Genomic DNA, 25,880 nt, shown 5'->3' with positions numbered 1-25,880 from the left:
CCACTTTTCAAAGGGAGCAGCTACATGCTACTTCCATTTCGAATTGATTTTTTCGTCCAGACTTTGCATCGCATCTTCAAGCGAGGCCTTGCCGAGCAAATATTTATTCATCGCATCGACAACACCGTTGTTCGTATCTTGAATCAACTCAATCGGAAGCTGGGTATCAATAATCGAGAGTACATCCGCCTCCGGATACAAAATAAACGCGTCCATGTTTTTGCCCTCAACCGGATTGTTCCGCCATGTCGTGTCGTCCGCAAGCGATTTCAGCACCGGAACCGAGTTGCCCGTTGTACCGAATGCTTTCTGGCCTTCTGGCGTTACAAACATCGAGACGAATGCCCCCGCCTCTTCCAGATGCTTCGATTTTGCAAATACACCATAGCCGCTTGTGCCTCCGCCTACGACATGTGCGCTAGGCAGCTTAGGAAAAGTAACGACTTCCCAATCAAAGCCTTTCGCTTTGGCAGCTTCATTGATTTCTGCCGTAGTTGGCTTCACGCCAAACCGGAAGGCTGCTTTCCCCGCATTGAACATATTTTCCGGGTACTGGCCGTTCGGATCCGTAATATATCCGCTTTTAATGCCATCGTACAGATCCTTCAAACCAGCCGTTACCTTCTCATCGGAAAATGTAAGCTTTTTGTTGCTGATATTCGCATATTCCCCGCCATGTCCCAGCGCAAATGCCGACCAGATCGGCGGCCAGATCGACAGAGCATCCAAGGCAAACTGTGTCGTCTTGCCCGCCCCGTCTTTCTTCGTCAGCTTCTCTGCATAATTTTTCATAAAATCATCCCATGACCAGCCGTTCTCGGGAACGCTTAAACCCTCTTGCTCCAGCATCGTTTTATTGACAAAAGTGACCATGTGATTGTAGTCACGCGGCAGCATATACTGCTTATCATCCACTTTGCCAAGGCCGAGCATGGCCTGATTGATATCGTTACGATCAACACCCGACTCGTCCATATAGCCATCAAGAGAAGCAAGCACTCCGGCATTGGCAAATTCTCTGACCCAGGCGTCTGCCAGCCATACGACATCAGGCAAATCGCCAGAAGCGGCTTGAGCCAATATTTTTGCTCGGAAATCGCCGATAATCGGTTCAACCTTTACCGTTACATTTTTGTTTTTTTCCATGAATACTTTCGCAACCGCTTCCACATTTTCCGACTCGCCCGGGCTGTCCATTACGCCAACCCGCAGTTCAACCTTCTCTCCTTGTCCTGCCTCTCCCTTGCCGTTGTCTGATTGCTTGTTCTCTCCTCCACATGCCGCCAAACCTGTTACCAACATGGCAGCGGTAAGAAGCGATAACGATTTCCTGAGCCAGTCTGTCATCTTTGTTTCCTCCCTTTTTAAGTAAGCCTTGAAATAAACGTTTAAATAAAACGTTTAAGTTAAAATGATTATAGTTGAATGCCCTTTCTTATGTCAAGACAAGAAATTGTCTGATGACGTTCCCTTCTTCCCTCAGAAAAAAACACACGGCGGAGTAAGCTTCTTTTGTAAATGATTAAAAAGCCTGTTTTTATTGAATGCAGCTCCCGCATTCAATAAAAACAGGCTTCGATTCAAACATGCTCAGACGCGATCAGCTGGCTGAAACGTTTGACGGTAGACAATTTCCGAAGGGATCACAACGGAGTCCGGTTCCGTACGGGTCGTTTGCGCGATTTTCCGTAATAAAACATTTGTCGCTTCACGTGCAATAATTCCGCGCGGTATATCAATCGCTGAGATGTTATAGCTTTTGGCAAGCTCTGAATTATCGAACGTAATGAGCGCGATATTCTGGATGCCGGCGTCTCCGGCTGCTTCAAGAATACCCAAAGCGAGCATATTGGCACCGGCCAAAACAGCCGTCGGAGGGTCATCCAGCTTCATAAACTGTTCAAAAGCATCTTTTCCCTGCTCCATATTGCCGTTTGACTCATATACACAGGAAGGATCATAAGCCAAACCATGATTCGTCAGAGCAAGACGATAGCCGGCAAGGCGATCCTTGCTGACCAGATATTCAACCGGACCTGGGGAAACAAATGCAATCCGTTTATGGCCTGCCCTGATAAAGGCAAGCGTAGCCTGATAGGCAGCATCCATATTGTCGACATCAACCCAGTTGCAATTGATACCTTCCGGGGGCCTGCTCATCAGCACAAAAGGAAAATTCATGTCATTCAGCTTGCGATAAGTAGCCAGATCGTTCGAAGGCAGCAGGAAGGTTAGTCCTCTTACGAGTCCTTCATGAATCAAATCCCATATACCGGACTTCCCCTGATCCTTCTCCCAGGAAAGCAGGACGTTGAACCCCATCGTACTGGCCGTAATTCCGATCCCCTCCAAAATTTCCGAATCTGCGAATGCGAAAAAATCAGTGCCCGGTTGAGGCATAATTAGACCGATCGTTTTCACTTTGCCGGATACCAGCCCTTTTGCAGCCGCATTCGGACGGTAGTTGAGCTTCTCCACAACATCCAATATTTTTTTTCTTGTTTCATCCGAGATCGATCCCGTGCCATTGATCGCAAAAGATACAGAAGCAATCGACACCCCGGCTTCTTTAGCAACATCGCGAATCGTCGTCAACTTAACAACTCCTAAACCGTTTAAGTGATTTCCCATCAAAATACCACGTCCTCACATTAAGTGCAAGCATTTCTTGACTTGCAGTCACGAGAAGACGGAAAAAACGCCCCGGGACGAAGCGCCGTCGAAATGCCGGAAATGCTCATCCCTGTGAAAAAAGCCGAGTCAGGGCTCAAATATTGCTCCCTGCTCGGCTTTTTTGAAGTGCCAGCGTTACTTGTCTGTAAATCGGGCAGATGCTTCTACTCAACACATCAGCGGATTAATAATAATGTCATGGGAATGAGCTTCGGATGCTGCGAAATGAAGCAGACGTGCCCCCTCAATGGCTAAAGCGTCGCTCTCTTGGTTGGAGAATCTAATAAACGGGTCAATGCTCAAAACAGCTTTCCCCCGTTCATGCATTATTTTCCAAGTTCCAGCGACAAAACCGTCGATGAGTATCGTCGATCGGATGATCCCATTCACTGTGAATACCCGTTTGCGATACACCTCATTGATGATTCTGCTACGGTCCGCATAGGACAAAAGAATATTGTCAAATTCGCCGAGAAATTGGGGGGCAGTTGGCGTATCGCCATCTGGCCGCGGAGCATCGGGCAGATCAAATAATTCATCCCCCCGTACATTCCGAAATGTGACCAACTCCCCTCAATTTAGCTGTACATATTTTTTAACATAACGCGCTGTTACCGAATCCTGGCTTTTAATCAGCTCTTCCGGAATTCCCTCAAAGACGACTCTACCTCCGGCGTGTCCCGCTCCTGGCCCCATATCGATGATCCAATCGGCTTGACTGATCACATCAAGATTATGTTCGATAACGATGACTGTGCTGCCATTGTCAACAAGCCGGTTTATCAGGGCAATCAGGCCATCGACATCGGACATGTGCAGCCCGGTGGTCGGTTCATCGAATACGTAGATTTGGCCGCTGTTTTCCAGCTCAGCGGCGAGTTTGAGGCGCTGTCTTTCGCCGCCTGAGAGTGTGTTAAGCGGCTGCCCAAGCGTAATATAATCAAGACCGACATCTTTTAGCCGTCTCAGAATGGACTGAATTGCCTCATCTCGAAAGAAAGCTCCCGCATCCGCAACACTTAGATTTAAAACTTCACTTATCGTTTTGCCATCCAGAGTAAATCCAAGAACTTCGTCGGTAAATCTCTGACCTCCACATGCTTCACAAATGCTGACGATCGGGTCCATGAAAGCCAGGTCGGTATACGTAATGCCAAGGCCTTTGCATTCCGGGCACGCACCATTTGAATTGAAACTGAAAAGAGAGGCGCTGACCCGGTTCTCTTGAGCGAACAGCTCACGAATCCGATCAAACATACCAGTGTAGGTAGCGGGGTTGGAACGTTTTGATCCTTGGATGGCTCCCTGATCGATAAAGACAGCTTCCGGGTAGTGCAGGGGCAGCATTTTGTTAATTAGTGTGCTTTTCCCTGAACCGGCAACACCGGTGACAACGGTCATCACTCCGCGCGGGATGCGCACGCTAACATTTTTAAGGTTATGCAGCGTTGCGTGCTCAATGGCAAGCGAACCAATCGCTTGTCTCGGTACCGTTTTGAGCCTAGGCCGGCGGTTAAGATATTTTCCCGTCAGTGTACCGGATGCCGCCAAACCTGCCAGGTCTCCTTCGTAAACGATCTCACCGCCCTGAGAGCCAGCTTTCGGACCCAGATCAATGATATGGTCGGCAATTGCAATCACATCCGGATCATGCTCGACAACAAGCACGGTATTTCCTTTGTCGCAAAGACGCTTGATTAGCGTGTTGAGCCGATGCACATCGTGAGGGTGGAGTCCGATGCTCGGTTCATCAAAAATGTAAGTGATACCGGTTAAGCTGCTGCCGAGATGGCGCACCTTTTTAACCCGCTGGGATTCACCCCCGGAAAGTGTAGAGGTTTCTCTGTTAAGACTGAGGTAACCCAACCCGATAGAAACGAGGTGCTCCAGCCGTTCGCTGACGGCTGCAACTACTGTAGCAGCAGCAGGAGCTTCAATCTCACGAATGACATCGATAAGATCACTTACTTGCATCGTTGTGCAATCTGCTATGTTGTAGCCATTGATCTTGCAGCTCAATACTTCCTGATTAAGTCTGGCACCTTTGCATAACGGACAGACACCTCTTGCCGCCACGCGATCGATCTCCGTTTTATAGAGCGCTGTATCCCGCGATTCTTTGCTGAGAAACGAACGTTCTATTCTGGGGATTACACCCTCATATTTTGAAGTCTGCGGCCATCCGTCGGTAGGATTGGGAGGCTTAAAACCTGTTTTGTACAAGAGCGTATCCCACTCATCATCCGTATAATCCTTCAGCTTTTTGTCATTGTCGAACAGTCCTGTGCAGACGTAACGTTTCCAGCGAAATTCTCCAGGCCGGAAAGTAGGAAACTGGATCGCTCCTTCATTCAGCGACTTCTCCCGATCAAATAACTGATCCAACTGAACGGTTATTGTCGTCCCCAACCCTTCACACTTTGGGCACATCCCTTGAAGATTGTTAAAGGAAAAAACATCAGAATATCCGACAAAAGGCTTGCCAATCCGAGAGTACAGCAGTCGAAGCAAGGAATAAATGTCGGTAACGGTTCCCACTGTAGACCTGGCATTTCCGCCAATCCGCTTTTGATCAACGACGATCGCTACAGACAGGTTCTCCAGCGAATCTACATCAGGCTGTCCATAATGAGGAAGGCGATGGCGGACAAAACTGGTGAACGTTTCGTTTAGCTGCCGTTGCGACTCTGCCCCGATTGTATCGAAGACCAGCGATGATTTGCCAGAGCCTGATACACCTGTAAAAACCGTGATCTGTTCCTTTGGAATACTCACTGAAACGTTCTTCAGGTTATTTTCCCTTGCGCCAGCGACATGGATCATATCGCGCCGACTGTCAGGTGCATACCTGCTACGCGTCATTGTTGTGCCTCTCCCCTTTTCTGGATGGTATTTAAATAAAATTAATTCCCTTTAGGAAACTATATTACACTTCTGCTTTAGTCTGAGTACTACTAAGAGCTGTCGCTACCTTCAGGCACAATTCGGCAAAAATGCTCTGCTCGCCGGGAGTAAGAACCGAGGCTGCCAATGCCGCAGCTTCGTGACGGCTTTTTGCCGTGTAGATCAGAAACTCTCTTCCTTTTTCCGCTAATGAAGTCATCTGTTCCCGCCGGTCCTCCCCATGTGCTTTTTGTTCGATAAACTGCTTGTCCTTTAACGCCCGGAGAATTTTAGATGCAGTGGGACGCGAGATCCCCAGCGTCTCGCTTATGACCGAAGGCAGCATCGGACCGCGGAGGCGCAAAATCTCCAGCACATCGTATTGGGCCCAAGTAATCTGTTCCGGGTTGATTCGCGTTCGTCTGGCGACCAGCGCGCATTGCAAATGTGACAATGCGTTCTCCAGTTCGCTTGGTTGAGAGGTCTGCATGTATCATCCTCCCCTTTCATCAAATAATGCTGTATGTGTAAGCATAGCAATTTAGTTTCCGAATTACAACTATTATAACCGAAAGTCGAAGGTCCTCCAAGCAGAATACAAAAGAAACCTTAATTAAGACACGAATTGCTTTACAATAAATCCCTCTTATTTTATGATTTGAGCAATGAAGTGCCTGGATACGACGCAGAAATGTCAACGGATCACTTAAAAGGATTGGAGTGAAAAAGATGAACGAATCGACAATGGCTTTTTATGATGAGCTTGCAGAGAACTATCACCTCATATTTGCAGACTGGCATCAGGTGATATCTAGGCAGGGAGAGACTCTTGACACAGTCATCCAATCCAAGTTTCCAGCTTCCGCCGCTGATCGCCTTTCCCTTTTGGACTGCTCGTGCGGCATCGGCACACAAGCTATCGGACTGGCCCAGCGGGGGTATAACGTTAGCGCAACTGACATCAGTGCTGAGTCTGTACAACGAGCCGAAAAAGAGGCGCATGCTTACGGCTTAAATATAAAATTTGGAGTAGCTGATTTTCGTTCATTGGATCAAGATGTAGCGGGTTTGTTTGATGTCGTCTTATCCGCAGATAACGCCATCCCTCATCTTCTCACTGACTCAGAACTTTATCTCGCCTGTCAAAATTTCCATGCCAAACTCAACCAGAATGGTTTGCTGTTAGTGACAATAAGAGATTACGATGCGCTGGCAAAAGAACACCCGTCAGTCACACAGCCTCGGCTTTTCGATGAGGGAAAGCGAGTGGTGTTTCAATTTTGGGATTGGGCAGCAGACGGGAAATCCTATTCAGTAAACCAATTTATTGTACAGGAAATGAACGGGGAGTGGACAACGAAACATTATAAAACCGAGTATAGAGCCTTACTGCGCGAAGAGCTGAATATCGCATTAAGCGCAGCTGGACTCACAGAAATTGAGTGGCATTTCCCCGCGGCTACAGGCTATTACCAGCCTATTCTGACCGCTCGAAAATATTAGAACTTCAATCTGGACTAATTCATCAACGTTTATTACGCTTCGGCGAAGTTATAATTGAAATTCATGTGAGGCATACTACCTGGAAAAGGAAGTTCATGAGCGAGAGCGAATCATTTCCTTTTTAATTGGCAAGCTGGTTGTTGACGGAACCCAAACGGTAGAATGGAGCCTAACAAAATGCTTAATAAAATAATGGATTTTATCAAATACAAAGGGGTTATATGGAAAACCCCATTAGCGGCAGCACTGTCATGGGAACTTGCGGAGTGGGCTGGATCCAAACATCCTTACTTGGCTCCCTTGACGGTTATTTTATCGATCCAATTAACAGTTGACAAGTCCCTGAAATTTGCCTGGCAGCGCATCCTAGGGACAGTTGCCGGCGTCCTGTTCACTGCATCAATAGCACCTTATATTGGTTTAAATGGCTGGAGCATAGGACTCCTCCTTCTTGTCGGAGCTCTAATCGTAATGTGGCTGAAATTGGAACATGCTATCATGATCCAGATTGCGCTCAGCATTTTAATGGTGATGTACTTTCAAAGCAAGATGCCGAGCTATCCCCTTGATCGGATACGCGATACCGTTATCGGCGCTATCGTTGCCATACTGATCCATATCTTGATCTTCCCTCCTGATTCGGTCAACAAAGCCAAAAAAAAGATGGTCCATTTTGCGGACCATCTTTCCGCTCATTTTACAAAAACGGCGATTTGGGTACAAGAAGGCTGCTCCCCAAGCGGCGCTCCAACATTGCAAACCGGATTGCAAACCTTGTTCCAGGAGATTCATCAAGCGACTACCGAGCTGAACAAAGCGGAGCAAAGTTTGCGCTACAATCCGCTAGGTCAAAAAAAACGCAGCACCTTGAACGAATACACCCAGCAAATGCACAAACTTCGATCCGGCTATGCCAATCTTGCCGATATCATACGCGTTCTTACGAAATGGTCCGAAAGCGGCAATTTTGTGAAAGAAGATCAAACCGTTTGGGCCGGTCATTTGAATACGTTGGCGAAGCTTGTAAAGGAATGGAAAAGTGTGTTGGATGATCCGGGGACATTCAGTTCGGTTGCCAATGGACCGGCCCCGCAAATAAAAGCGCCTGCCAATATAAAGAACTATCAGTACCCGCTTGCGTTATTTATGAATGCCGAACAAGTCGTTCAAGATTTCCAAAATGCGGCTTTGTCCAATAAAGTCCAGTAGTCTTCAGCAGTATCCACATCCATGAACAGGTCAGCAATCGGGAAATCGATGCAAATTCCCAAGCTTTCCTTTCGAATAAGTTGTCTGGCTCCCTGATCGTTTTGCAATTGCAGGAGATCAGGAAACATTCGGCGATCAAAAATAACTGGCGGTCTTGCCAGACCCTCATAACGCGAGGCTGCGAAACCAATGCCGCTCTTCACCCGATGCGTTTGAAAACATAGAAGCAGTTCATTGATCATCTCCTTTGTAATTAATGGCTGATCCGCCAGTAAAATCATCACGGCTGTCGCTTCTGCCACAAGTGCAGCCTCTACGCCGCATCGCAGGGAGTGCGCTTGCCCCAAATGCGATTCAGGGCAGGAGATAGCGGACCATTTCCGTTTGAGCGGGTCCTGGTACAATGCTTTATCTATCCAATCTGCCGCAGCGTCGTTTACGATTACCCAAACATAATCCAGTTTGGAGCTCAAAGCCGCGGCCAGCGCATAATTCCCCAAGTTCATAGGACCTAAGGGCAGCCGAAGTTTATCCGAACCCATTCGGGTACTTTGGCCTGCCGCTAGATAGATGCCCACAATATTATTCCGTTTCATAGGTAACGACTTCTTGCCTACCGGTTCTGTTTTTTCTGTACGTATATATTATTTCCGCGAGAATGCTCACCGCGATTTCCTCCGGCCCCTCTGCACCAATCGCAAGTCCCACGGGAGAATGAATTTTCATCGAAACCGGCTGCTCTTGTAGTAAACGTTCCGTTCTTTTTTTCGATCCCAAAATGCCAAGGTAACAAAGCTGCCGCTCAGAAAGAAGCCGAACCAGTTGCTGATCCCTCCTAAAATTGTGAGTCATGATAACCGCATAATCGTAAGGTGAATAATGAATCATCTTTGTTGTTTCCTCCGGGAACCCGAGCAAAATAGAGTCCGCATCCGGAAAATAACTCCGATCGCAATATGCGGGCCTCCAATCGGCGACGATGACGGAAAAACCGGTGGTTGCCGCGAGTCCGGCCAGCGGTCTGGCGTCCGGTCCCGCACCGAATATCATCAGACGCGGTTTGGGGCGATAGGTATGAATGAAAACTTCCGATTGCATGGATGAGAGAAACTTCATGCCGCTCCTCCGTAACGGCCCGGATGATACCGAATCAAATACAGCTTGCGGTAATTCTCCCCTCCACTCCCCGAATAGGTGCCGGTCTCCAGTCAAGAAACCATAATCGATAACAGACCGATCCGGGCCGAATCTCTTAATGAGCATGACCTCGGTTTGTTGATCCAAGTAGTGCTTCAATGTACATAAATGATCTGCAAGATCAGCATTTACCGGCTCCATCGTGACATGAATAACACCGCCACAACCCGATTCTTCCCCCCAGGATAGCGGATCCGATGATTGCAGATCGAATATAAAGCTGCGGGCGACGCCGGTTTCCAAAATATCCGGCACGCAGGCCGAAAGATCAGCTTCCAGACAGCCAGCGCTTAATATCCCTATTTGTGAGCCATCTTCAAGAAACAGCATGGATGTTCCTTCTTTACGGTAAGCGCTCCCTTCCACATGAATAATTGTCGCAAGCACGCTTCTTAAGCCGGTAAGTTGAACGGTTTCCAAAATACGATGCATGTCTTCCAAACTAGCCCCTCCTCAACTCCCAGAGGATAGTGGTTTCCCATCATTTTTCGGCGCAAAGAGGTCCTTCACTGCATTGTGAATCTCTTCATAAGACGTACAACGGCAAATGTTGGATTCCAGCCATACTCGAATTGTTTCTTCATCCGCTTGCGGATGAACATTCAGCAATCCCTGACAGTTCACAATAAAACCGGGCGTACAGTAGCCGCATTGTAGTGACTGATACTGAACAAAGGCATCCTGTACCCGCGAGTTCATCAAGCCTTCGATCGTTACGATTTGCTTTCCAACGGCTTCCACGGTAAGCATAAGACATGATTTGATTGGAAGGCCGTTCACCAATATCGTACAGGTGCCGCAGTCTCCGTTATCGCAACCGGACTTGCTTCCCGTTAGTCCAAGTTTGTCCCGAAGTGTATATAACAATATATCAGCAGCCCTTACCCGAACTGATCGTGTCTCGCCATTAACTTGGAATTCAACCGGATAATTAGCGGTATCGAAGGAGGACACGCTTCTTCACCTGCTTTCCAACAGCTGTACCGCGTCAGCCATCGTATGTTTGAGCACAAATTTCCGGAAAGAGGCGGATCCTTCCGCATTATCCAGGATTGGAGCAGGAAGTTTGCTGATCGCCTGATCAATTCTTGCCGTGAGCGGCAGCGAGGAGTCGTTCAGCGCCTGATCGATTTCAATCGATCGAAAAGGGAATGAGCAAACGCCGCTGTATGCGGTGTGAATCCGATTCTCTTTTTTAAGCGCGGCTAATGTTACAAGAGGGTAACCGATATAGCCAATCTGCCGTTTTTTGTAATGAACGAACGGCAACGATATATAACTCCGGTCTGTCACGATTTGTATAAGAAATTCTCCATTCTCCAATCGCAATTGTTGCGAGAAGACATTATGAATGGACGTCTCTCTTATCCCATGTATTCCTGCTATGACCATACGACTGTCTGCCAGCAGAAGCGGGAGCACGGCTTCTCTGTAAATAATTTTGCCGCAAATGTTTCCTCCGAGCGTAATTTTATTCCGGGTTGTTTGGTCTGCGGCTCCCTGTGCCGTTTCACTGAGCAGCGGGAACGGGTTCGCCGCCGCTAAAACCGATAACGTGACACAAGCTCCGATAATCAGCTTATCCTCCTGCATCTCCATTACGTTGCACTCCGGTATGGACTTCAAGTCGATAACAGCTCCAGGTTGAATAGCGTTAGTTCGAGCCCATGTGATGATTTCCGTCCCTCCGGAGTAATAAATCGGCTTCTTCCCGTTTTTTTGCAGAAACTGAAATAATTCAACAGCCGTCTGAACTGAAGAAGGTTTGTAATATTCAAAGTCAAACGGAATCATGGATCGTCCTCCAGATCATCTCGGGTGTCAGAGGCAAATGATTAAGCTCTACTCCGGCAGCGATGGTCAGGCTATTCGCCAATGCCGCGGGCATGCCGATCAAGCCATGCTCACCGATTCCGCGCAATCCGTAAGGCGCTTCCAAATGAGGCGTCTCGACGAAATCAACGAAGTACTCGGGCTGTTCTCCATAACGAATTAATTTATAGGTTCGAAATTGCGTATTTATGATGACCCCTTTCTCATTGAATAAAAATGCCTCACGGCTAGCCAGACTTAGGCCTATACTCATACCGCCTGTGATTTGGCCGCGGGCGAATTCCGGATTGATCACCTTGCCGGCATCGATGACCGTCGCCGCTTTAACGATTTTGTACGTGTATTCTTTAGTATTCAATTCCACTTCTACCGCCTGTGCGCCGACCGTCCACTCCGGTCCGGGATTTCCTTTACCGGTTTCAGGATCGAGTGGTGTTAAATTACGCATCGAATAGTTCCCGCGTCCGATAATTTGGCCGCCGATCGTATTCCCATTCGGAAATTTGTATCCGTTGGCGATTTTTTCGATCTCTATCCCGCGTTCGGGGCGATCTTTACAGAAAACCTTCCCTCCTCCGACATCCAGATCAGCCGGCAAACATTGCAGCACAATTGAAGCGATATCTTTTAACTGTTCGATGGCATCGTCAGCCGCATTCAGAATCGCATTGCCGACCAGAAAAGTGCTGCGGCTCGCCACCGTTTTCCAATGCTGGGGATCGGTTTCTGTATTGACTTCCATGGAAATATGTATCAACCGATCATCCATTCGCAACCGCTCGGCCAATAGTTGAGTAAGCGCCGTCCTCGTGCCTTGACCGATTTCAACTGCACCGCAAAGCAGATTAATGCTTCCGTCGGGATTAAATAGAATAACAGCTCCCGCCCCGGCATCTGTCGGGGTATTTGAAGTTTTCCAGAAACAGCACACTCCCTTAGCCCTGACGAGATGGCCGTCGATTTCAGGTTGGGGCTGCTCATCCCAATCGATTAATGTTTTCAATTTTGCAATGCACATAGGCAAATCGCCGAGATTGCTCCTATTTAATAAGGTTTGTGTCGGGGACGTATCCCCCGGTCCTATCGCGTTATAAAAACGAAACTCCAAAGGATCCATGCCCACCCGTTTCGCCAATAGATCCATCGCCCTTTCTATAGCGAATGTCAATTCCGGATGGCCGAACCCGCGAAAAGAAGTGGAATAGGGATGATTGGTGTACATGCATAAAGAATCACAATGAACGTTATCAATGCGATACGGGCCGGTGCAATCGACAGCTCCCGCCCGGCTCATGACCGGACCCCGGTCCGAATACGCTCCGCCGTCAAACAGATGGAGAATTTCGGCAGCCATCAGTTTCCCTTCATACGTACAGCCAAGTTTGATTCTGGCATCCAATCCAATATGGACAGGGGATGAGATCATGTCCACCTCCCTGGAGTTAGCTAATTTTACAGCTTTTCCACCAACGGCACTTGAAGCCAAAAAAGCAAGAATTTCTATCTGAATCGCAGCCTTCCCGCCAAAACTCCCTCCGACCAGCGGCGTATGGACGATGACTTTGTGCAGCGGAATTTGAAATGATTGGCTAATGACCCTGCGGATAATATAGGGTGATTGTGAAGCGGAATGGATGATCGCTTTTCCGTCGGGTAAAATCTGTGCCGTACTGCATCGCATTTCCATCGCCGCATGATCTGATTGCGGTAAAGTGACCTGGACTTCAATGGTATGATCGCTATTCTTCCATCCTTCTTCCATATTCCCTTTACGTATTTTTGTCCGGTTTGCAATATTCGTTCCCGGCTCCGGGTAAACGTCTTCATGCCGTTTATATTCGCCTAGATGCTCATGAATGAGCGGAGCATCTTTTTGCAATGCTTCACTTGGAGAGTGAACGACGGGTAAAGGTTCGTAATCTGCTTTGATTTGGAGAACGGCCATCTCGGCAATATATTCTTGTTCCGCGACAACAAGGGCGATCGGCTCGCCATAATATCTTACTTTGTCAATTGCGATCGGCGGCCGGTCTGCTAGTGGAGACCCGCCCAAAACCGGGAAGTATTCTCCTGTTATGACCGCCCTTACACCCGGTATTTTCATGGCTTCCGAAGTGTCAATTGATTTTATGTTTGCGTGAGCGTGGGGGCTGATCGCTATTTTGGCATGTAAAAGATCCGGTTGTGAGGTATCATTTATATATTTGGTTATCCCTGTGACTTTCTCCCATATTTCCTTTCTGGGAACGTTTTTTCCAACCCCATATTCAATCTTTGCCCCCTCCTTTTTTGGATTGCCTATTTACTCGACTTCTCCATAGCCTATATATATACAGGACTATTTGTCCGTATTATTTTTAATTATTCGTCAACCCCCATTGAATCGACCTCCCCCTGCAGTTATTAGCCGTATTGAGAAATCATCAGCATGTTTCCTTCTCAATCTTTAAATTGAAAACTTCTGTGATCTCCAAAATGTGTATGAATTTTCATATACATTTTGCGTAAAGAAGGGGAAATCGATAAATCTGTATGAAAAATCGAATACATACTTGTAAATTATGTAATAAATGTAAAAGGAGCTGCCCTCGGGGGCAACTCCTTCGATTCAAAGTTCTCTTTTCCTTTACAGCCGCAACCATGCTGTCCTTACGCCCTCGATCCCTTTTGAGCTATCGCGATTTGCGTGCCCCTTCCAAGCAGTACCACTATGATTGGACAGCCGCCGCGCTATCGATTAAGCGCACCTGAGGCCACAACTTGAGCCATCCTTTGCGTTGGATTCGTGCACAAAAATAGTCGCGATCGGCAAAAAACGGACTTCTGCGAATAATCATGGCGAACAAGTCATCCAAACCAAACGGAGCAATAACTTTAAGCTGCTGCTTCTCATCTAGTGTAATCCCGACTGCTGTCGCCGTCTCCGGCCAATGCTTCATAGCATCTTCTACTGATTCATATGGAGGCTCATCATTTCGCAAATGCATCCGAGCCTGATTCTTGACCGACCAGTCGTACTCCGGCCATAAGCGGATTAGTCTGGCTTCATATTCCTTCTCCCTTGTCTCGTCAAGATCATTGCTGTCATAATACAAAACATCTACATCATTCATTGGGGAGCGCTGCGGATTTCCAGCCAAATAATCCCACACGAAATTCCGCACATACCCGGCGGCGATACACCAGTTCGGCAGCCCCAATTGTTGAACGAGCTGCAGATCGCGCTCCAAAAACATATTTTCCTTCATTATCGCAATCAGCTTTTCTTCCAAAATGGACGCGCCCTCTCATTTGTTTATGTAGGCAATGATCTCTTGTGCATCATTAGAGCTTACAAGCACTTTCCTGGATTTCATCTTCATCAAAATATAGCGGTCCGTTGTCTTATAGTCGTTTTTTTGTTCTGCTTCTCTATGTTTCTTTCCTCTCATATTCAATCAGCCAGCAATCACGATACGCGCCCTCATGCCATTCATGCTTCGCTAGCAGTTTTTTCTTAACAAAGCCAACTTTCTCATATGCCTTTAGCGCCCTCGTGTTCCATGCCTGGGGATCCATCACAATTTTATCGACGCCTTTGGTGGCCGTCAAATAATTTACAGTCTCTTTCAACAGATTAGTACCGATCCCGCGATTCCAATAGACGGTTTCTCCAATGAATTGATCCATCCCATATACCTTACCTTCAAACTGCTCATAACCGTAATTCTCCAGCACCTCGTCCTCTACAGGATAAAACTGCAAATAGCCGATATCCTGCTGTTTATATTGGATAATACAACGGGTCTCTCCGTCCGGTTCTCCAAAAAAGCTGTCCAGCACCATTTCTAAATTATGCACCCGGTCGCGGCCCTCGTAATACTCCAGCACAGCAGGATCGGATAACCATTTGGCAAGCAAGTGTGCATCTTCAGCCTCGAGTGTGCGAAGGCCGATTTCTTGGTGCCGAAATAAGAGCATCCGTCTCCCTCCCATCAATTAAATGTGTTGTCAGGCGTTGCTATGCAGCCAATAATGTTCGTCTTTACCCTTAAGTATACCATCATCTTCCAACTTGTGCATCGCGGGCAGAGAAGGTCAGGGGGACTTAGTCCCAAAGGGGGCAAGCAGCAAATCGGTTTCATCTTACGGAAGCGACAGACGTTATTTCATCAATAATTCCCCTTTTTGAAATCTAACGGATGTGCGCGACCTTAACTGGCCGTTTTCTTGCGAAATCGTGCTAATTACCATCAAATAGCGGCGCTCAGTTCCGTTACAGTTTCAGAGCGGTCAAATTTTCGAAAATAGCGGCCGTGACTTCCGTTAGCGGTCGTTTATGCGCCAGATGGGTGTCACAACCCTCGGGACAGCCACAAATTCCGCCCTTGCACTTCGGATTCCGGACTTTTTCTCCTTTCGGTCGTCTGCATGTACGCAAAAAGGCCATGGCCGAGATCCCAAGCGGCAGCTTGAGTTACTGGCCAAGGCCTTTTATAGATAGCCGTCATTTTGCTGATTGTCGAAACCGTACTGCAGCAGCTTGGTCGCATCCAGCCAAACATCCGCAGAGGACGATTTCAAAATTACTGCAATATAGCCGCGGTCTCCCCGTTTGGCCGAGGCGACCAGACAATAGCCGGCTGCACTTGTGTAGCCTGTCTTCATCCCGTTGGCACCGCTAAAATAGTAGCCGCTGGAGGGCTGCAGCAGTTTATTCCGGTTCACGTAGATTTGCTCGTCCGCGTTGGCCGCAACGGCTTGATCGGATACGTCCTGGATATGGTGCTCACTCTCATTCACAATTTCACGTAAAACGCTGTTTTTTCTCGCTTTGCGCGCAATGAGCGCCAAATCGGCCGCCGTTGTATAATGATCGGGATCATGCAGTCCGTGCGAGTTGACAAAATGCGATTCAGTAGCCCCAAGCTCCTTTGCCCGTTCATTCATCATTCCGGCAAAAATCTTCATGCTTTCGTCAGGAGTTAGCAGCTGCCCCGTCTCCTTTTCTGCGATAAAGCGGGCAACGGTACGCGCGGCGTCATTGCCGGACGGCAGCATCATAGCTGCGATCAGATCGTACAAGGATAGCTGCTGTCCCGGAACGAGTCCAGCCGAGCTTTCATCGGATTGCTGCTGCATAACCTCGTCGCCGACAGTCACGATTTCATTAGTGTCCGCTTTTTCTAAAGCAATTAATGCCGTTAACATTTTCGTCGTGCTCGCAGGATACAGCCGTTTGCGTTCATTTTTCACAAACAAAGGCTTCCCTGTACGTTCATCGATAAGAATGGCAGCCTCGCCATGAAGAGAGCCTACATCCGGATAATTATTTGTACGTACTGCATCTGATATTTTAGCGATTACACGCGGCGCTTTTGCTTGCAGTGTACTCCATTCGGAGACGACTGTTGCCGCCACTACCGTTACGGCGGCCGTTATTAACGTTTTCTTCACGATAGCTGATTTCATCATTTGAAACAGCTCCTTTCTTAACCGAACCGTAAATTGCTGATAATCCCATTATGGACAACAGCTTTTACTGATCCGATAAGAAAAGATTACGAAAAGTTAACGATTTTCAAAACATTCCTTAAGATGACAAATTTCGTTACTGCTTGCCCGCTTCCATTTCCCGAATCCGCACAGAAAAAACAGTGCGTTCCGGATCGCTCGTTGCTCCGATGGCGCCGCCATGCACCTCAACGATTTGCTTGGCTATGGCAAGCCCGAGTCCGGAGCCGCCGCGATCGGTGGCGCGCGATTTTTCTACACGGTAAAATCTTTCGAAAATATGCGGCAGCGCTGACTGCGGAATCGGCTCGCCATAATTGATGATATCGATTGCCACCACGCCGCTGGCCTTATGCCCGACAATGTCGATATATTTTCCGTCATGCCCGTATTTGATCGCATTAGTGACAAGGTTTTCAAATACGCGGCGCAATTTATTGCCGTCGCCCATAATATTGAGCTGAGGTTCTGCAAAGGACATGCGCAGCTCGATATCGGCCTGCTCCAGCAGCAAGCGAAACTGCTCGGACATTTGATTCAGCATTTCCACAAGATTGATTTTTGACAGCTCGATCTTCATTTCATTGTTGCGCAGCCGCGTATATTCAAATAAATCCTGGATCAGCTGTTTCATCCGTTCGGACTCCTCATACGCAAGCGTTACATAATATCGCAGCTCAACCTCATCGCGATAGAGATCCTGTTCAATCAGCCCGAGATAGCCGGTAATCGATGTGAGCGGTGTACGCAAATCATGAGAAACGTTGGTGATCAACTCATTTTTCGTTTGCTCTGCTTTTCGCTCCTCCGCCATCGCCGTGTTAAGCTGATCGACAAAACGATTAATGTTGGATGCAATCTCGCCCAGCTCGCCGACCGGTTCAACCGGAACCTTATGGTTAAAATCGCCAGAGGCTATTAAGCGGACATTCTCGGCAACACGCTGCGTGTAATTTTCCATCAGCAGCCGCTTGTCCCTTTTGAGAAAATAAAGCAAGGAAGCGATAAATACCGGGATCGCAGCAACGATATACATCGTTGGATAGCCGATCGTCCGGTTAATAAACACAAACAAATCGCTGGGACTTACCTCAATCAAATTGGTGAAATACAAGAAGCGCCCCAAAATAATAAAGACAAAAATCATCGAGATCGTAAAAACGATACTCCAAAAAAGCGGTATCACCCATCTAAGATTCAATTTTGTAGCCGACCCCCCACACAGTATGAATCAGCTTTTCACCATCCATTTCCTTCACCAGCTTTTCCCGCAGACGGCTCATATGCACCATTACAGAATTGTTGGAGTCATAATATTTTTCTTTCCAGATCATTTCAAAAATTTCTTCGGAGCTGAACACACGCCCGGGATGGCTGGCCAGCAAATGTAAAATACCGAACTCGATTGGCGTCAGCTTGATCGCCCTGCCGTCGAATGTTACCGAGTGAGTCTGTTTATTAATTTCCAGCTCTTGAATCCGGATAATGTTATCCTGGGGCTGCTGCGGCTGTGTGCTCAAATAGGCGCGCCGAATAAGCGATTTCACTCTGGCTACCAGCTCCAGCGGATTAAAGGGCTTAACCATATAATCGTCGGCTCCGGTCATCAGACCTGTAATTTTGTCCATATCTCCATCCTTGGCGCTGATCATCAGGATCGGGGTCGTTTTTGTTTCGCGAATTTTCATACAGACGCTTAAACCGTCCATTCTCGGCATCATTATATCCAAAATGACCAAATCGATCGGCTGTTCGCCTATAATCTCCAAAGCTTCCAGACCGTCGTTAGCCTTTGTAACCGTATAGCCTTCATTTGTTAAATAAATTTCAATCAATTGTGCAATTTTCGGGTCGTCATCGACGATCAATATATGGCGGTTCATTAGTCTCATCCTTTTCATTTATATGATTAAATATTCTCTGGACCATCCACTTAGACGAGTCTGTCTATGAGAAAGTTTATCAAAAATAACGCTCCCTGAGAATTATTTTCTCTAGGAGCGCTATGATCTACTCTTCATTCAGTCTTAATTGTTGATTGGCGAACTCACGGTAAAGCTCGTGACTGGCGAGCAATTCTTCATGAGTGCCGCTGCCCGTAACTGTCCCTTTCTCAATAAAGATGATCTGATCGGCATCGACGACGGTCGACAGCCGGTGGGCGATAACGAGCGTAGTTCGTCCTTTCATCAGGTTTTGCAGCGCCTCTTGGACGACTACCTCGGATTTGCTGTCCAGACTTGAGGTTGCTTCATCCAGCATTAATATTTTCGGATCGCGCAGCAGCGCTCTGGCAATGGCAATACGCTGCCGCTGGCCACCGGACAGCTTGATCCCGCGCTCACCGACCTCTGTCTCATAACCGGCCGGCAACTCACGGATAAATTTATCGGCATACGCCATCTCGGCTGCCCGCACCAGCTCCTGCTCGGTTACTTCCCGCTCGACACCGTAGCTTATATTTTCCCTGATCGTACCGGCAACCAGCGGACTCTCTTGAGAGACATAGCCGAACTGGCTTCTCCAAGAATGCAAGGAATAGTTATCAATCTGCGTTTCCCCTAGCCTAATGCAACCTGATGACGGCGTGTAATAGCGTTCCAGCAAGGAAAAAAGTGTTGTTTTACCGCCGCCGCTCGGCCCGACAATGGCTGTAACCGTACCAGGCTCAACTTGAAAGATGACATCGCGCAGGATCGGCTCCCCCTGCTTGTAGGCAAAGCTGACACGGTCGACGACAATCGGCAGATCCGCCCGCTTAACAGGCTCGCCGGAAGCATGATCCTCCTCCTCGGAATCCAGCATTTCGATAATGCGGTCCGTTGCGCCGATCGCTTTTTGAAATTGTGTAAAAAAAGTCGTAATTTGTCCCATCGGCATTACGATCTGAATCAAATACAAAATAAAAGCGACTAATTCCCCTGCGGACAATGCCCCCGATGAAACGCGCATCCCGCCATATCCGACGATGACCACGAGCAGCAGCATCATCACGAGAAACATGAGCGGCGCAATCATCGCCTGCACTTTTGCTTCTTTTAAACCAAACCGGAACAGATTGGTAATCCCTTGCTTGCCGCTCGCATATTCCCGGCTTTCCGCATTCGATGATTTCACGAGACGAATTTCCGACAACACTTGCGAAAGCAAGGTTGTGAAGGAAGCAGTCTCATCCTGCAGCCCTTTGGAGATTTTAAACATTTGCCGCCCCAGCGGCACAAGGAATAGCGCGGCAAGCGGAATGACGCCAAGCATGACTGCTGTCATTTGCCAATCCAGGTAAAGCAAAACCGCAATCGAGCCCACAACGGATATAATTCCTGTAAAAAAACTCGTCATATGCTCCGCAATTAACGATTTTACCACAGAGGTATCATTGGTCATACGGCTAATCGTCTCGCCTGTCCGATTGTTATCGTAGTAGGAGACGGGAAGCACAAGCAGCTTGCGCCACAGCCGGTCGCGCAGCGAGGCAACGATTTGCTGTCCAATGCGATTAAGCATATAGATCGACAAGCCGCTTGCTATGGTCTGAACGATGAAGATAAGCGCAATCATCGCAATTTGACTGAAGCTCAGACTGCTCAGACTGAACCCGTCTACCAGATTTTTTGTAAATAACGGAATGACAAGTCCGACCATTGTTGACGCTATACTCATGATAACGGCAATAATTAAAATCGGTATAGACGGTTTCGTTTGGCGAATGAGCTTGACGAATTGCCGCCAGTCGCCTTTTCCTTTTTGCATTGTACTGTTATCCATAAGCGGTATCCCTTTCTATAAATGAAGAGTAACTTTTGCGTTACATAAAGCATACCGCTCGAATTTGAACACAATATGAACAACATCTTAACAGCAGATGAACACGCGGCTGACTTGACAGCCACGGCCCGGCAATGCCATGATGGGTTCATCTGCATATAAGGAGATGAATCGTGCATATGTCAACGATTACGATGAGTTCGCCTACACCAATACTGCGAATTTTCGATGAGCACAAGGCAAAGCAGTTTTATTTGGACTTTTTATCGTTCAAGCTGGATTGGGAACACCGCTTCGAGCCGGCGCTGCCGCTCTATATGCAGATTTCCAGCGGCTCCTGCACCATCCACTTAACCGAGCATTACGGGGACTGCTGTCCCGGCGCCGCCGTACGGATTGAAACTGGCAATATACGCGAATTGCATGCAACGCTCGCGGCGAAGCAGTATAAATTTGCCCGGCCTGGACTTGAAGAAACGCCGTGGAATACATTGGAGATTTCCATTACCGATCCTTTTGGCAATCGCCTGCATTTTTATGAGAACTTGCCGGAATAAGATAGTCCAGGAGCACCCTTTTGGAATAGATGGCGTCCGCCTTGCCTGTAGCCTCCTTGCGGATTGCGGCCGCAAGCCGCAGGGCCGGCACGACAAAAATATACTGGCCGCCGTAGCCTTTGGCAAAATAGTATTCGGCCTTGCTCCCTTGTCCGGACATCCACCAATGGTAGCCGTATGCGCCAAATATCGGCGGCTCATAATGCATTAAACCTTTATGCCGCTCCCGTGTGCTGTCCTCTACCCATGAAGACGGGACAAGCTGCTTGCCCTGCCACCTTCCTCCCTGCAAATAAAGCTGCCCAAACTTTGCCATATCCTTGCTTGCCAAATGCAGCCCCGCTCCGCCTTCATAAATGCCATGCAATCGATTCCAGCGCGGCTTGCGGAAGGAGAGCTTGCTGAACAAGTGCTGCTCGGCATAATCGTAGACCGACAGCCCTGTCGCTTGCGTCAAAATCGCAGATAACAAGTATGACGCTCCTGAATTATATGTAAAGACCTCACCCGGCTCGTGTGCCATTGCACGCCCCAAAATAAACTTAACCGCGTCGTCCGTACGCTTCATTGCCCAATATGGCTTATCAAAATCCGGCCAGTCGAAGCCTGGCGTCATCGTTAACAGGTGCTTGAGGCGAATCTTCAGTTTACGCCGGTCCTGATCCTTTTCAAGCTGCGGAAAAAACTCCGCCAGCGGCTGCTGCACGTCAGCGAGCTCACCGCGTGAAATCGCTATCCCGACCAGAGATGAAATAATGCTTTTAGTGCAGGAATATATGGCGCTGACCCGGTCCCCATCCCCTTCGTGCCACTCCCACTTTGTCTCTCCGTCCTGAATCGCGACGATATCTTTAATCTGCCATTGCTTGAACTCTGAAGCGGCTCGCTCCAGCCATTCAATATCCATTGCTCAACCTCCCTTGTAAGGGTAATACGTTTATTTGCCTGGCGAAGTGACAGGATTTTTAAAACGGACCGCGAACTGTTTATTATGCAAATTCATTATTTAACGGAGGTAATATTTGATGGCATTAATTAATTGTGATTTCTACTCAGACACACTCGGAATGTCCACTTCCATGACCGTCATTCTCCCGCAGCAGGCGCGCTCACAAATCGGCATGGAATCACGGGCAGATCAGCATGAGCACCCGGTACTCTATTTGCTGCATGGCCTTTCCGATGATCATACGATCTGGCTTCGCCGCACTTCAATTGAACGCTATGTATCTGCATTGGGACTTGCAGTTATTATGCCAAACGTACATCGCAGCTTTTATACGGATATGAAAAGCGGCTACCCTTACTGGACATTTATTACAGAAGAGCTGCCCGAAATAGCCCGTTCCTTTTTTCCTCTTTCCAGCAAAAAGGAAGATACTTTCGTCGCCGGCTTGTCGATGGGCGGTTACGGTGCTTTCAAGGTCGCTTTAAGCCTGCCCGATCGCTACCAAGCTGCGGCAAGCTTATCAGGCGCTGTCGACATTACACATGTCAACACCGTATTCCCCCAAGATTTCGCGAAAATATTCGGCAGCATAGAAGAGGCAGTCGGCAGTGAAAACGACTTGTTTGAGCTTGCCAAGCGCGCGGCGGCCAGGGACTCCGTCCCTCTGCTTTATCAATGCTGCGGAACGGAAGATTTTTTATACGAAAACAATCTTGCTTTCCGCGACCATGCCCTCAGCTTGCAGCTTCCGCTTACCTACGAAGAGGAAGCCGGCAACCACGACTGGGGATATTGGGATATGAAAATTCAGCGCGTTCTGCAATGGCTGCCGCTCCGCAGAAATCAGTAAAAAACATAAAAAGCCCCGGCCTGCTGCCACTCAAGGACCTGCTGCCGAGGCTTTTTCCTATTGCATATAAGGAGCCGTATAAGCTTGATTGGGCGGTTGCTGCGCGTTCGCGGACGACATATAGGCAATCACGTTCTTTACCTGCTGCTCGGCTTGCTGCATCCGCTGCTTAATACTTTGGATTTGGCGTCTTTGGGCATCCATTTGACTTTGCAATTGGTTTTCAGCGAGCTGCAGCTCCTCATTAATATGATGAAATTCGACAATGATTTGGTTCAGCTGCTGTGAGTCTTTATCGAGTCCCGCTTTTTTCAATGCTTGCTGCGCTTGCTGCCGCTCTTGCTCACGTCTCATTTGTACTTGCTCCTGAAACTGCTCATAAGTCAATTGCTGACTATTGATTGGCATCCCGCTATTTTCCATTTTTAGCCCTCCTTGGTTGCTTATTCATCAATTTCAATTGTGACCGTTATGAAATTGACTCATACAGCTACTAGTATCCACCAATTAGGGGAGCTTTATGAATTATTTTCTTTTCCGCTGTAAGAGCTGCTGCAGTGCAGCCAGTTCCTCATCAGCAACTGCTTTATTGCCGTAACGAACCGCATCATATCGCGCGATCAGCTTGCGTTCCAATTGTTCGCTTTCCGCAGCGTCTGCCTGCGGCCGCCCCAGCTTGCTCGCCTCGCTTTGCAGTTCTGACGGCGTAAGATACGCTCTAAAATCGATCCCCGATTTAATCTGTTTATCAAGCCAGAAGCGGTAAAGATAACGCACACGCGCCGTATTATCTTGCATGTCCTTCCATCTTCCTCCGCTGTGTCCGCGTTTGCGGAACCAGTCCCCTATCCGCCGCTCTTTATGAATATTTTCGACTTCATCGACATATCCCTGAGCGGCTTGCGCGGCACGCTCCCTGCCAAACAGCCATGCCAGCCTCTCCTGCAGCGCCCGAATCCAGCCTGGCACATATTTTAGGAGCCGGAAAACGATCCAGATCGCTGCGATGATGAGCAGCCCAATAAACAGATAAGACAAGTATTCCCAGAACGGCGAGGTCTTGCCCGGCTCTGGCAGCATGGGCGGCTGACTGTTCTCAGGCATCGGCTGAACGAGCGGCTCTTCCCCCGTTCCTCCGCCTTGCAGCAAAGCCTGCAGCCACTCGGATAAATAAGCCCACAATGTGCGTAGCAATAGCTGGATTTGATACGAGAAGCCGATGATTAAGGTTAAAATAATCATCGCCGACACCAGCCAGCCGTTATAGCGGCGCACCGCGGCCTCGACTCTTGGCTTTTCCCGGCTTCCGGAGAATGACTCATCGCCGACCATTTGGCTGTTTATCGCGAAAAAGGTTAGCACCAGACTAGTGAATCCGCCGATCAATAGTATAGGGGCATCAGCTGCAAACGGCTCCAAACGCAAGCAGATCGCTGAAGTCATAAAATAATAAAGAATTCCTAGCAAATAGGGGCGCACCGGCTGCTTGCCGGCAAAGCCGAGATGAAAAATTCTGGCGCCGCGGTACAGGCCGAACACGGCTGGTGCAGCCGCAACAGCTCCACTAATTGTGGCGCCGAAAAACAGAAAACCGGAAATAGCTCCAATGGGCAGTGAAACTAGCCCGACAGTGAACGGATGATGAAACTTGAGCATCCGATTAAGCGCGTAGCCTGCAAGCATGCCTATCGGCAGCCCGGCAAGCCAGAGCCAGTTATGCTGCGCTTTTATTCCGTAACGGGCTGCGACGAGAAACAACGGGAAATATAGCAGCAGCTCCAGCAGTCCCCGCTGTACCAGCTGCCAGCTGATATTCTCCTTATGACTGTTTTTTTGTTCCATTTCTGCAGCGTTCATGATCAAGCCGCTCCCTTCGCTGCATCAATCGGCATCCAGTGCGCGCCGTGGCCTTCCGAACGGATTCGCTCCATGACCGCATTTATTTTGTCGCTCATAAAAGCAGATACAACGAGCAGATCGCAGCGTGCATCAAGCTCTTCAGCCATCTGCTCCAGCAGCGTATCGAACGGGACTGCACGGGCGATGACCAGGCGTGACATTTGCTCCAGCGTCGCCATAAAATGCTCATGCCCGCTGCCTGTCCCGACATGGACCGGGCGTCCCGGGACGTCCAGATCATGGCCATTGGCGGCGAAGCCAACCTCCAGTCCTTGCTCGGATGCATATTGAATAATGCCGGCCGCATAGCGGATTCCCTGCTCTATCGTCTCCGTATCGTTCACCGTATCCCACATGCCAGCATGATCCTCTACATTGAGGACGACCATTAGGCGATAATCCGCCGTATAGTCCCGCTGATGGACCTGCAGTTTGCCGGCGCGCGCCGTGGCGTTCCAATTGATGGCCTTCAGCGGATCGCCTTGCTGATAATCGCGTACGCCGGTAATGTAGAATGGATCTTCCACAATCCAGCGTTTCACCGAAATATCACCTTGCCAGCTATTGGACGGCAAATGAATCTCCGAGCGATCGACCGGCTTAGGGTACACGATCAACTGCTCCTGCAGCGGTACATTCATCCACGCTTTATGCAGCCCGAACAGATCCCCGGAAGTGAGCGAAGCTGAGGTGAGCCTGTAGCAGCCGCGCTGTACGCATTGAACAGTATGCCTTCGCGTCAATTGCTTATAGCCCATCAGACTGAACAAACTTTTATGATTTTGATAAAATTGCCCTTGACTGACGTCAAAATTAAATTCACTGTCGAACCTTAATCCTGTATGCAGCTGCGACTCGACACGCAGCCAGGGCAGCGGCAGCATGCTGTGATTGGCCAGCTTCTCCACCATTTCTATCCGATCGCCCTCAAAGCAATGCGTGGTATTGAAGTTTCTGCTATAGTGCACTTTCTTCATTCCCAGCCGCTTGAACAACTGCCATTGAATAATCAAAACGGCGACTGCACTCAATATAAACCAGTGGATGCCCATCGCTTACCGCTCCTCCC

The 25,880-nt window shown here is 48.5% G+C and carries 24 protein-coding genes; 4 read left to right on the top strand and 20 right to left on the bottom strand.

Features of this window, described 5'->3' with window-relative positions:
- Positions 1 to 27 precede the first annotated feature (27 nt).
- From ACFQ0N_RS02565 to ACFQ0N_RS02545, 5 genes are all read right to left on the bottom strand, one after another.
- Positions 28 to 1,347 carry an ABC transporter substrate-binding protein gene (locus tag ACFQ0N_RS02565; protein ID WP_379322772.1) on the bottom strand — a complete coding sequence of 440 codons (1,320 nt, stop codon included), beginning with the start codon at positions 1,345 to 1,347 and terminating at the stop codon, positions 28 to 30.
- A gap of 243 nt (positions 1,348 to 1,590) precedes the next feature.
- Positions 1,591 to 2,595 carry a LacI family DNA-binding transcriptional regulator gene (locus ACFQ0N_RS02560; RefSeq protein WP_379322771.1) on the bottom strand — a complete coding sequence of 335 codons (1,005 nt, stop codon included), beginning with the start codon at positions 2,593 to 2,595 and terminating at the stop codon, positions 1,591 to 1,593.
- Between the two features lie 246 nt (positions 2,596 to 2,841).
- Entirely contained in the window at positions 2,842 to 3,240 is a 399-nt protein-coding gene (locus ACFQ0N_RS02555; protein WP_379322770.1) for a DNA glycosylase AlkZ-like family protein, read from the bottom strand.
- A 6-nt stretch (positions 3,241 to 3,246) separates the two neighbouring features.
- Complete coding sequence (locus tag ACFQ0N_RS02550) at positions 3,247 to 5,535, bottom strand: ATP-binding cassette domain-containing protein (protein ID WP_379322769.1); 2,289 nt, start codon at positions 5,533 to 5,535, stop codon at positions 3,247 to 3,249.
- A gap of 64 nt (positions 5,536 to 5,599) precedes the next feature.
- On the bottom strand, positions 5,600 to 6,046 hold the full coding sequence (locus ACFQ0N_RS02545; protein ID WP_379322768.1) for a MarR family winged helix-turn-helix transcriptional regulator: 447 nt from the start codon (positions 6,044 to 6,046) through the stop codon (positions 5,600 to 5,602).
- 239 nt (positions 6,047 to 6,285) lie between these two features.
- Here ACFQ0N_RS02545 and ACFQ0N_RS02540 point away from each other — a divergent pair, with 239 nt between their 5' ends.
- Positions 6,286 to 7,059, top strand: a complete 774-nt coding sequence (locus ACFQ0N_RS02540) for a class I SAM-dependent methyltransferase (RefSeq protein ID WP_379322767.1) — start codon at positions 6,286 to 6,288, stop codon at positions 7,057 to 7,059.
- Between the two features lie 177 nt (positions 7,060 to 7,236).
- A complete protein-coding gene (locus ACFQ0N_RS02535; protein WP_379322766.1) occupies positions 7,237 to 8,268 on the top strand; it encodes an FUSC family protein in 1,032 nt (343 codons plus the stop codon).
- On the opposite strand, the gene ACFQ0N_RS02530 is transcribed toward ACFQ0N_RS02535, so the two are convergent.
- The 11 genes from ACFQ0N_RS02530 to ACFQ0N_RS02480 all read right to left on the bottom strand — a co-directional run bounded on the left by ACFQ0N_RS02530 (position 8,226) and on the right by ACFQ0N_RS02480 (position 20,556).
- Positions 8,226 to 8,864, bottom strand: coding sequence for a nucleotidyltransferase family protein (locus ACFQ0N_RS02530; RefSeq protein WP_379322765.1), 639 nt, complete (start codon positions 8,862 to 8,864; stop codon positions 8,226 to 8,228). The genes ACFQ0N_RS02535 and ACFQ0N_RS02530 overlap by 43 nt on opposite strands.
- Positions 8,851 to 9,897 (bottom strand): XdhC family protein, encoded by a 1,047-nt coding sequence (locus ACFQ0N_RS02525; RefSeq protein ID WP_379322991.1) that lies wholly within the window; start codon positions 9,895 to 9,897, stop codon positions 8,851 to 8,853. Before ACFQ0N_RS02525 ends, ACFQ0N_RS02530 begins: the two co-directional genes overlap by 14 nt.
- Positions 9,898 to 9,918: 21 nt before the next feature.
- Complete coding sequence (locus ACFQ0N_RS02520) at positions 9,919 to 10,419, bottom strand: (2Fe-2S)-binding protein (RefSeq protein WP_379322764.1); 501 nt, start codon at positions 10,417 to 10,419, stop codon at positions 9,919 to 9,921.
- A gap of 6 nt (positions 10,420 to 10,425) precedes the next feature.
- On the bottom strand, positions 10,426 to 11,259 hold the full coding sequence (locus ACFQ0N_RS02515; protein WP_379322763.1) for an FAD binding domain-containing protein: 834 nt from the start codon (positions 11,257 to 11,259) through the stop codon (positions 10,426 to 10,428).
- Positions 11,246 to 13,570: a xanthine dehydrogenase family protein molybdopterin-binding subunit gene (locus ACFQ0N_RS02510; protein ID WP_379322990.1), complete on the bottom strand. Its 2,325-nt coding sequence runs from the start codon at positions 13,568 to 13,570 to the stop codon at positions 11,246 to 11,248. Before ACFQ0N_RS02510 ends, ACFQ0N_RS02515 begins: the two co-directional genes overlap by 14 nt.
- Positions 13,571 to 14,006: 436 nt before the next feature.
- Positions 14,007 to 14,570, bottom strand: coding sequence for a nucleotidyltransferase family protein (locus ACFQ0N_RS02505; RefSeq protein ID WP_379322762.1), 564 nt, complete (start codon positions 14,568 to 14,570; stop codon positions 14,007 to 14,009).
- 139 nt (positions 14,571 to 14,709) lie between these two features.
- Positions 14,710 to 15,258 carry a GNAT family N-acetyltransferase gene (locus ACFQ0N_RS02500; RefSeq protein WP_379322761.1) on the bottom strand — a complete coding sequence of 183 codons (549 nt, stop codon included), beginning with the start codon at positions 15,256 to 15,258 and terminating at the stop codon, positions 14,710 to 14,712.
- A gap of 513 nt (positions 15,259 to 15,771) precedes the next feature.
- Positions 15,772 to 16,752: a D-alanyl-D-alanine carboxypeptidase family protein gene (locus ACFQ0N_RS02495; protein ID WP_379322760.1), complete on the bottom strand. Its 981-nt coding sequence runs from the start codon at positions 16,750 to 16,752 to the stop codon at positions 15,772 to 15,774.
- A gap of 136 nt (positions 16,753 to 16,888) precedes the next feature.
- Complete coding sequence (locus tag ACFQ0N_RS02490) at positions 16,889 to 17,992, bottom strand: sensor histidine kinase (RefSeq protein ID WP_379322759.1); 1,104 nt, start codon at positions 17,990 to 17,992, stop codon at positions 16,889 to 16,891.
- Positions 17,982 to 18,674 carry a response regulator transcription factor gene (locus ACFQ0N_RS02485; RefSeq protein WP_379322758.1) on the bottom strand — a complete coding sequence of 231 codons (693 nt, stop codon included), beginning with the start codon at positions 18,672 to 18,674 and terminating at the stop codon, positions 17,982 to 17,984. The genes ACFQ0N_RS02490 and ACFQ0N_RS02485 overlap by 11 nt, the downstream gene beginning before the upstream one ends.
- Positions 18,675 to 18,801: 127 nt before the next feature.
- A complete protein-coding gene (locus ACFQ0N_RS02480) occupies positions 18,802 to 20,556 on the bottom strand; it encodes an ABC transporter ATP-binding protein (RefSeq protein ID WP_379322757.1) in 1,755 nt (584 codons plus the stop codon).
- 179 nt (positions 20,557 to 20,735) lie between these two features.
- Here ACFQ0N_RS02480 and ACFQ0N_RS02475 point away from each other — a divergent pair, with 179 nt between their 5' ends.
- Positions 20,736 to 21,113: a glyoxalase superfamily protein gene (locus ACFQ0N_RS02475; RefSeq protein WP_379322989.1), complete on the top strand. Its 378-nt coding sequence runs from the start codon at positions 20,736 to 20,738 to the stop codon at positions 21,111 to 21,113.
- Here ACFQ0N_RS02475 and ACFQ0N_RS02470 read toward each other — a convergent pair.
- Positions 21,061 to 22,020, bottom strand: a complete 960-nt coding sequence (locus ACFQ0N_RS02470) for a serine hydrolase domain-containing protein (protein ID WP_379322756.1) — start codon at positions 22,018 to 22,020, stop codon at positions 21,061 to 21,063. The two genes, ACFQ0N_RS02475 and ACFQ0N_RS02470, sit on opposite strands and share 53 nt — an antisense overlap.
- A 118-nt stretch (positions 22,021 to 22,138) precedes the next feature.
- Between ACFQ0N_RS02470 and ACFQ0N_RS02465 the strand changes: the two genes are divergently transcribed.
- The gene (locus tag ACFQ0N_RS02465; RefSeq protein ID WP_379322755.1) at positions 22,139 to 22,912 is read left to right on the top strand and encodes an alpha/beta hydrolase; all 774 of its coding nucleotides are present in this window, start codon (positions 22,139 to 22,141) and stop codon (positions 22,910 to 22,912) included.
- Between the two features lie 57 nt (positions 22,913 to 22,969).
- On the opposite strand, the gene ACFQ0N_RS02460 is transcribed toward ACFQ0N_RS02465, so the two are convergent.
- From ACFQ0N_RS02460 to ACFQ0N_RS02450, 3 genes are all read right to left on the bottom strand, one after another.
- Positions 22,970 to 23,335 (bottom strand): hypothetical protein, encoded by a 366-nt coding sequence (locus ACFQ0N_RS02460; protein ID WP_379322754.1) that lies wholly within the window; start codon positions 23,333 to 23,335, stop codon positions 22,970 to 22,972.
- A 102-nt stretch (positions 23,336 to 23,437) separates the two neighbouring features.
- On the bottom strand, positions 23,438 to 24,769 hold the full coding sequence (locus ACFQ0N_RS02455) for a DUF4129 domain-containing protein (RefSeq protein ID WP_379322753.1): 1,332 nt from the start codon (positions 24,767 to 24,769) through the stop codon (positions 23,438 to 23,440).
- Positions 24,770 to 24,771: 2 nt separating this feature from the next.
- Positions 24,772 to 25,863: a DUF58 domain-containing protein gene (locus tag ACFQ0N_RS02450; RefSeq protein ID WP_379322752.1), complete on the bottom strand. Its 1,092-nt coding sequence runs from the start codon at positions 25,861 to 25,863 to the stop codon at positions 24,772 to 24,774.
- Positions 25,864 to 25,880 lie beyond the last annotated feature (17 nt).

Origin of the sequence: Paenibacillus sp. GCM10027626, assembly GCF_042676285.1 — a bacterium.
Classification (GTDB): Bacteria; Bacillota; Bacilli; order Paenibacillales; family Paenibacillaceae; genus Paenibacillus_Z.
The sequence above is the reverse complement of the archived record's forward strand: the minus strand, read 5'-3'. Positions and strand labels throughout refer to the sequence as shown.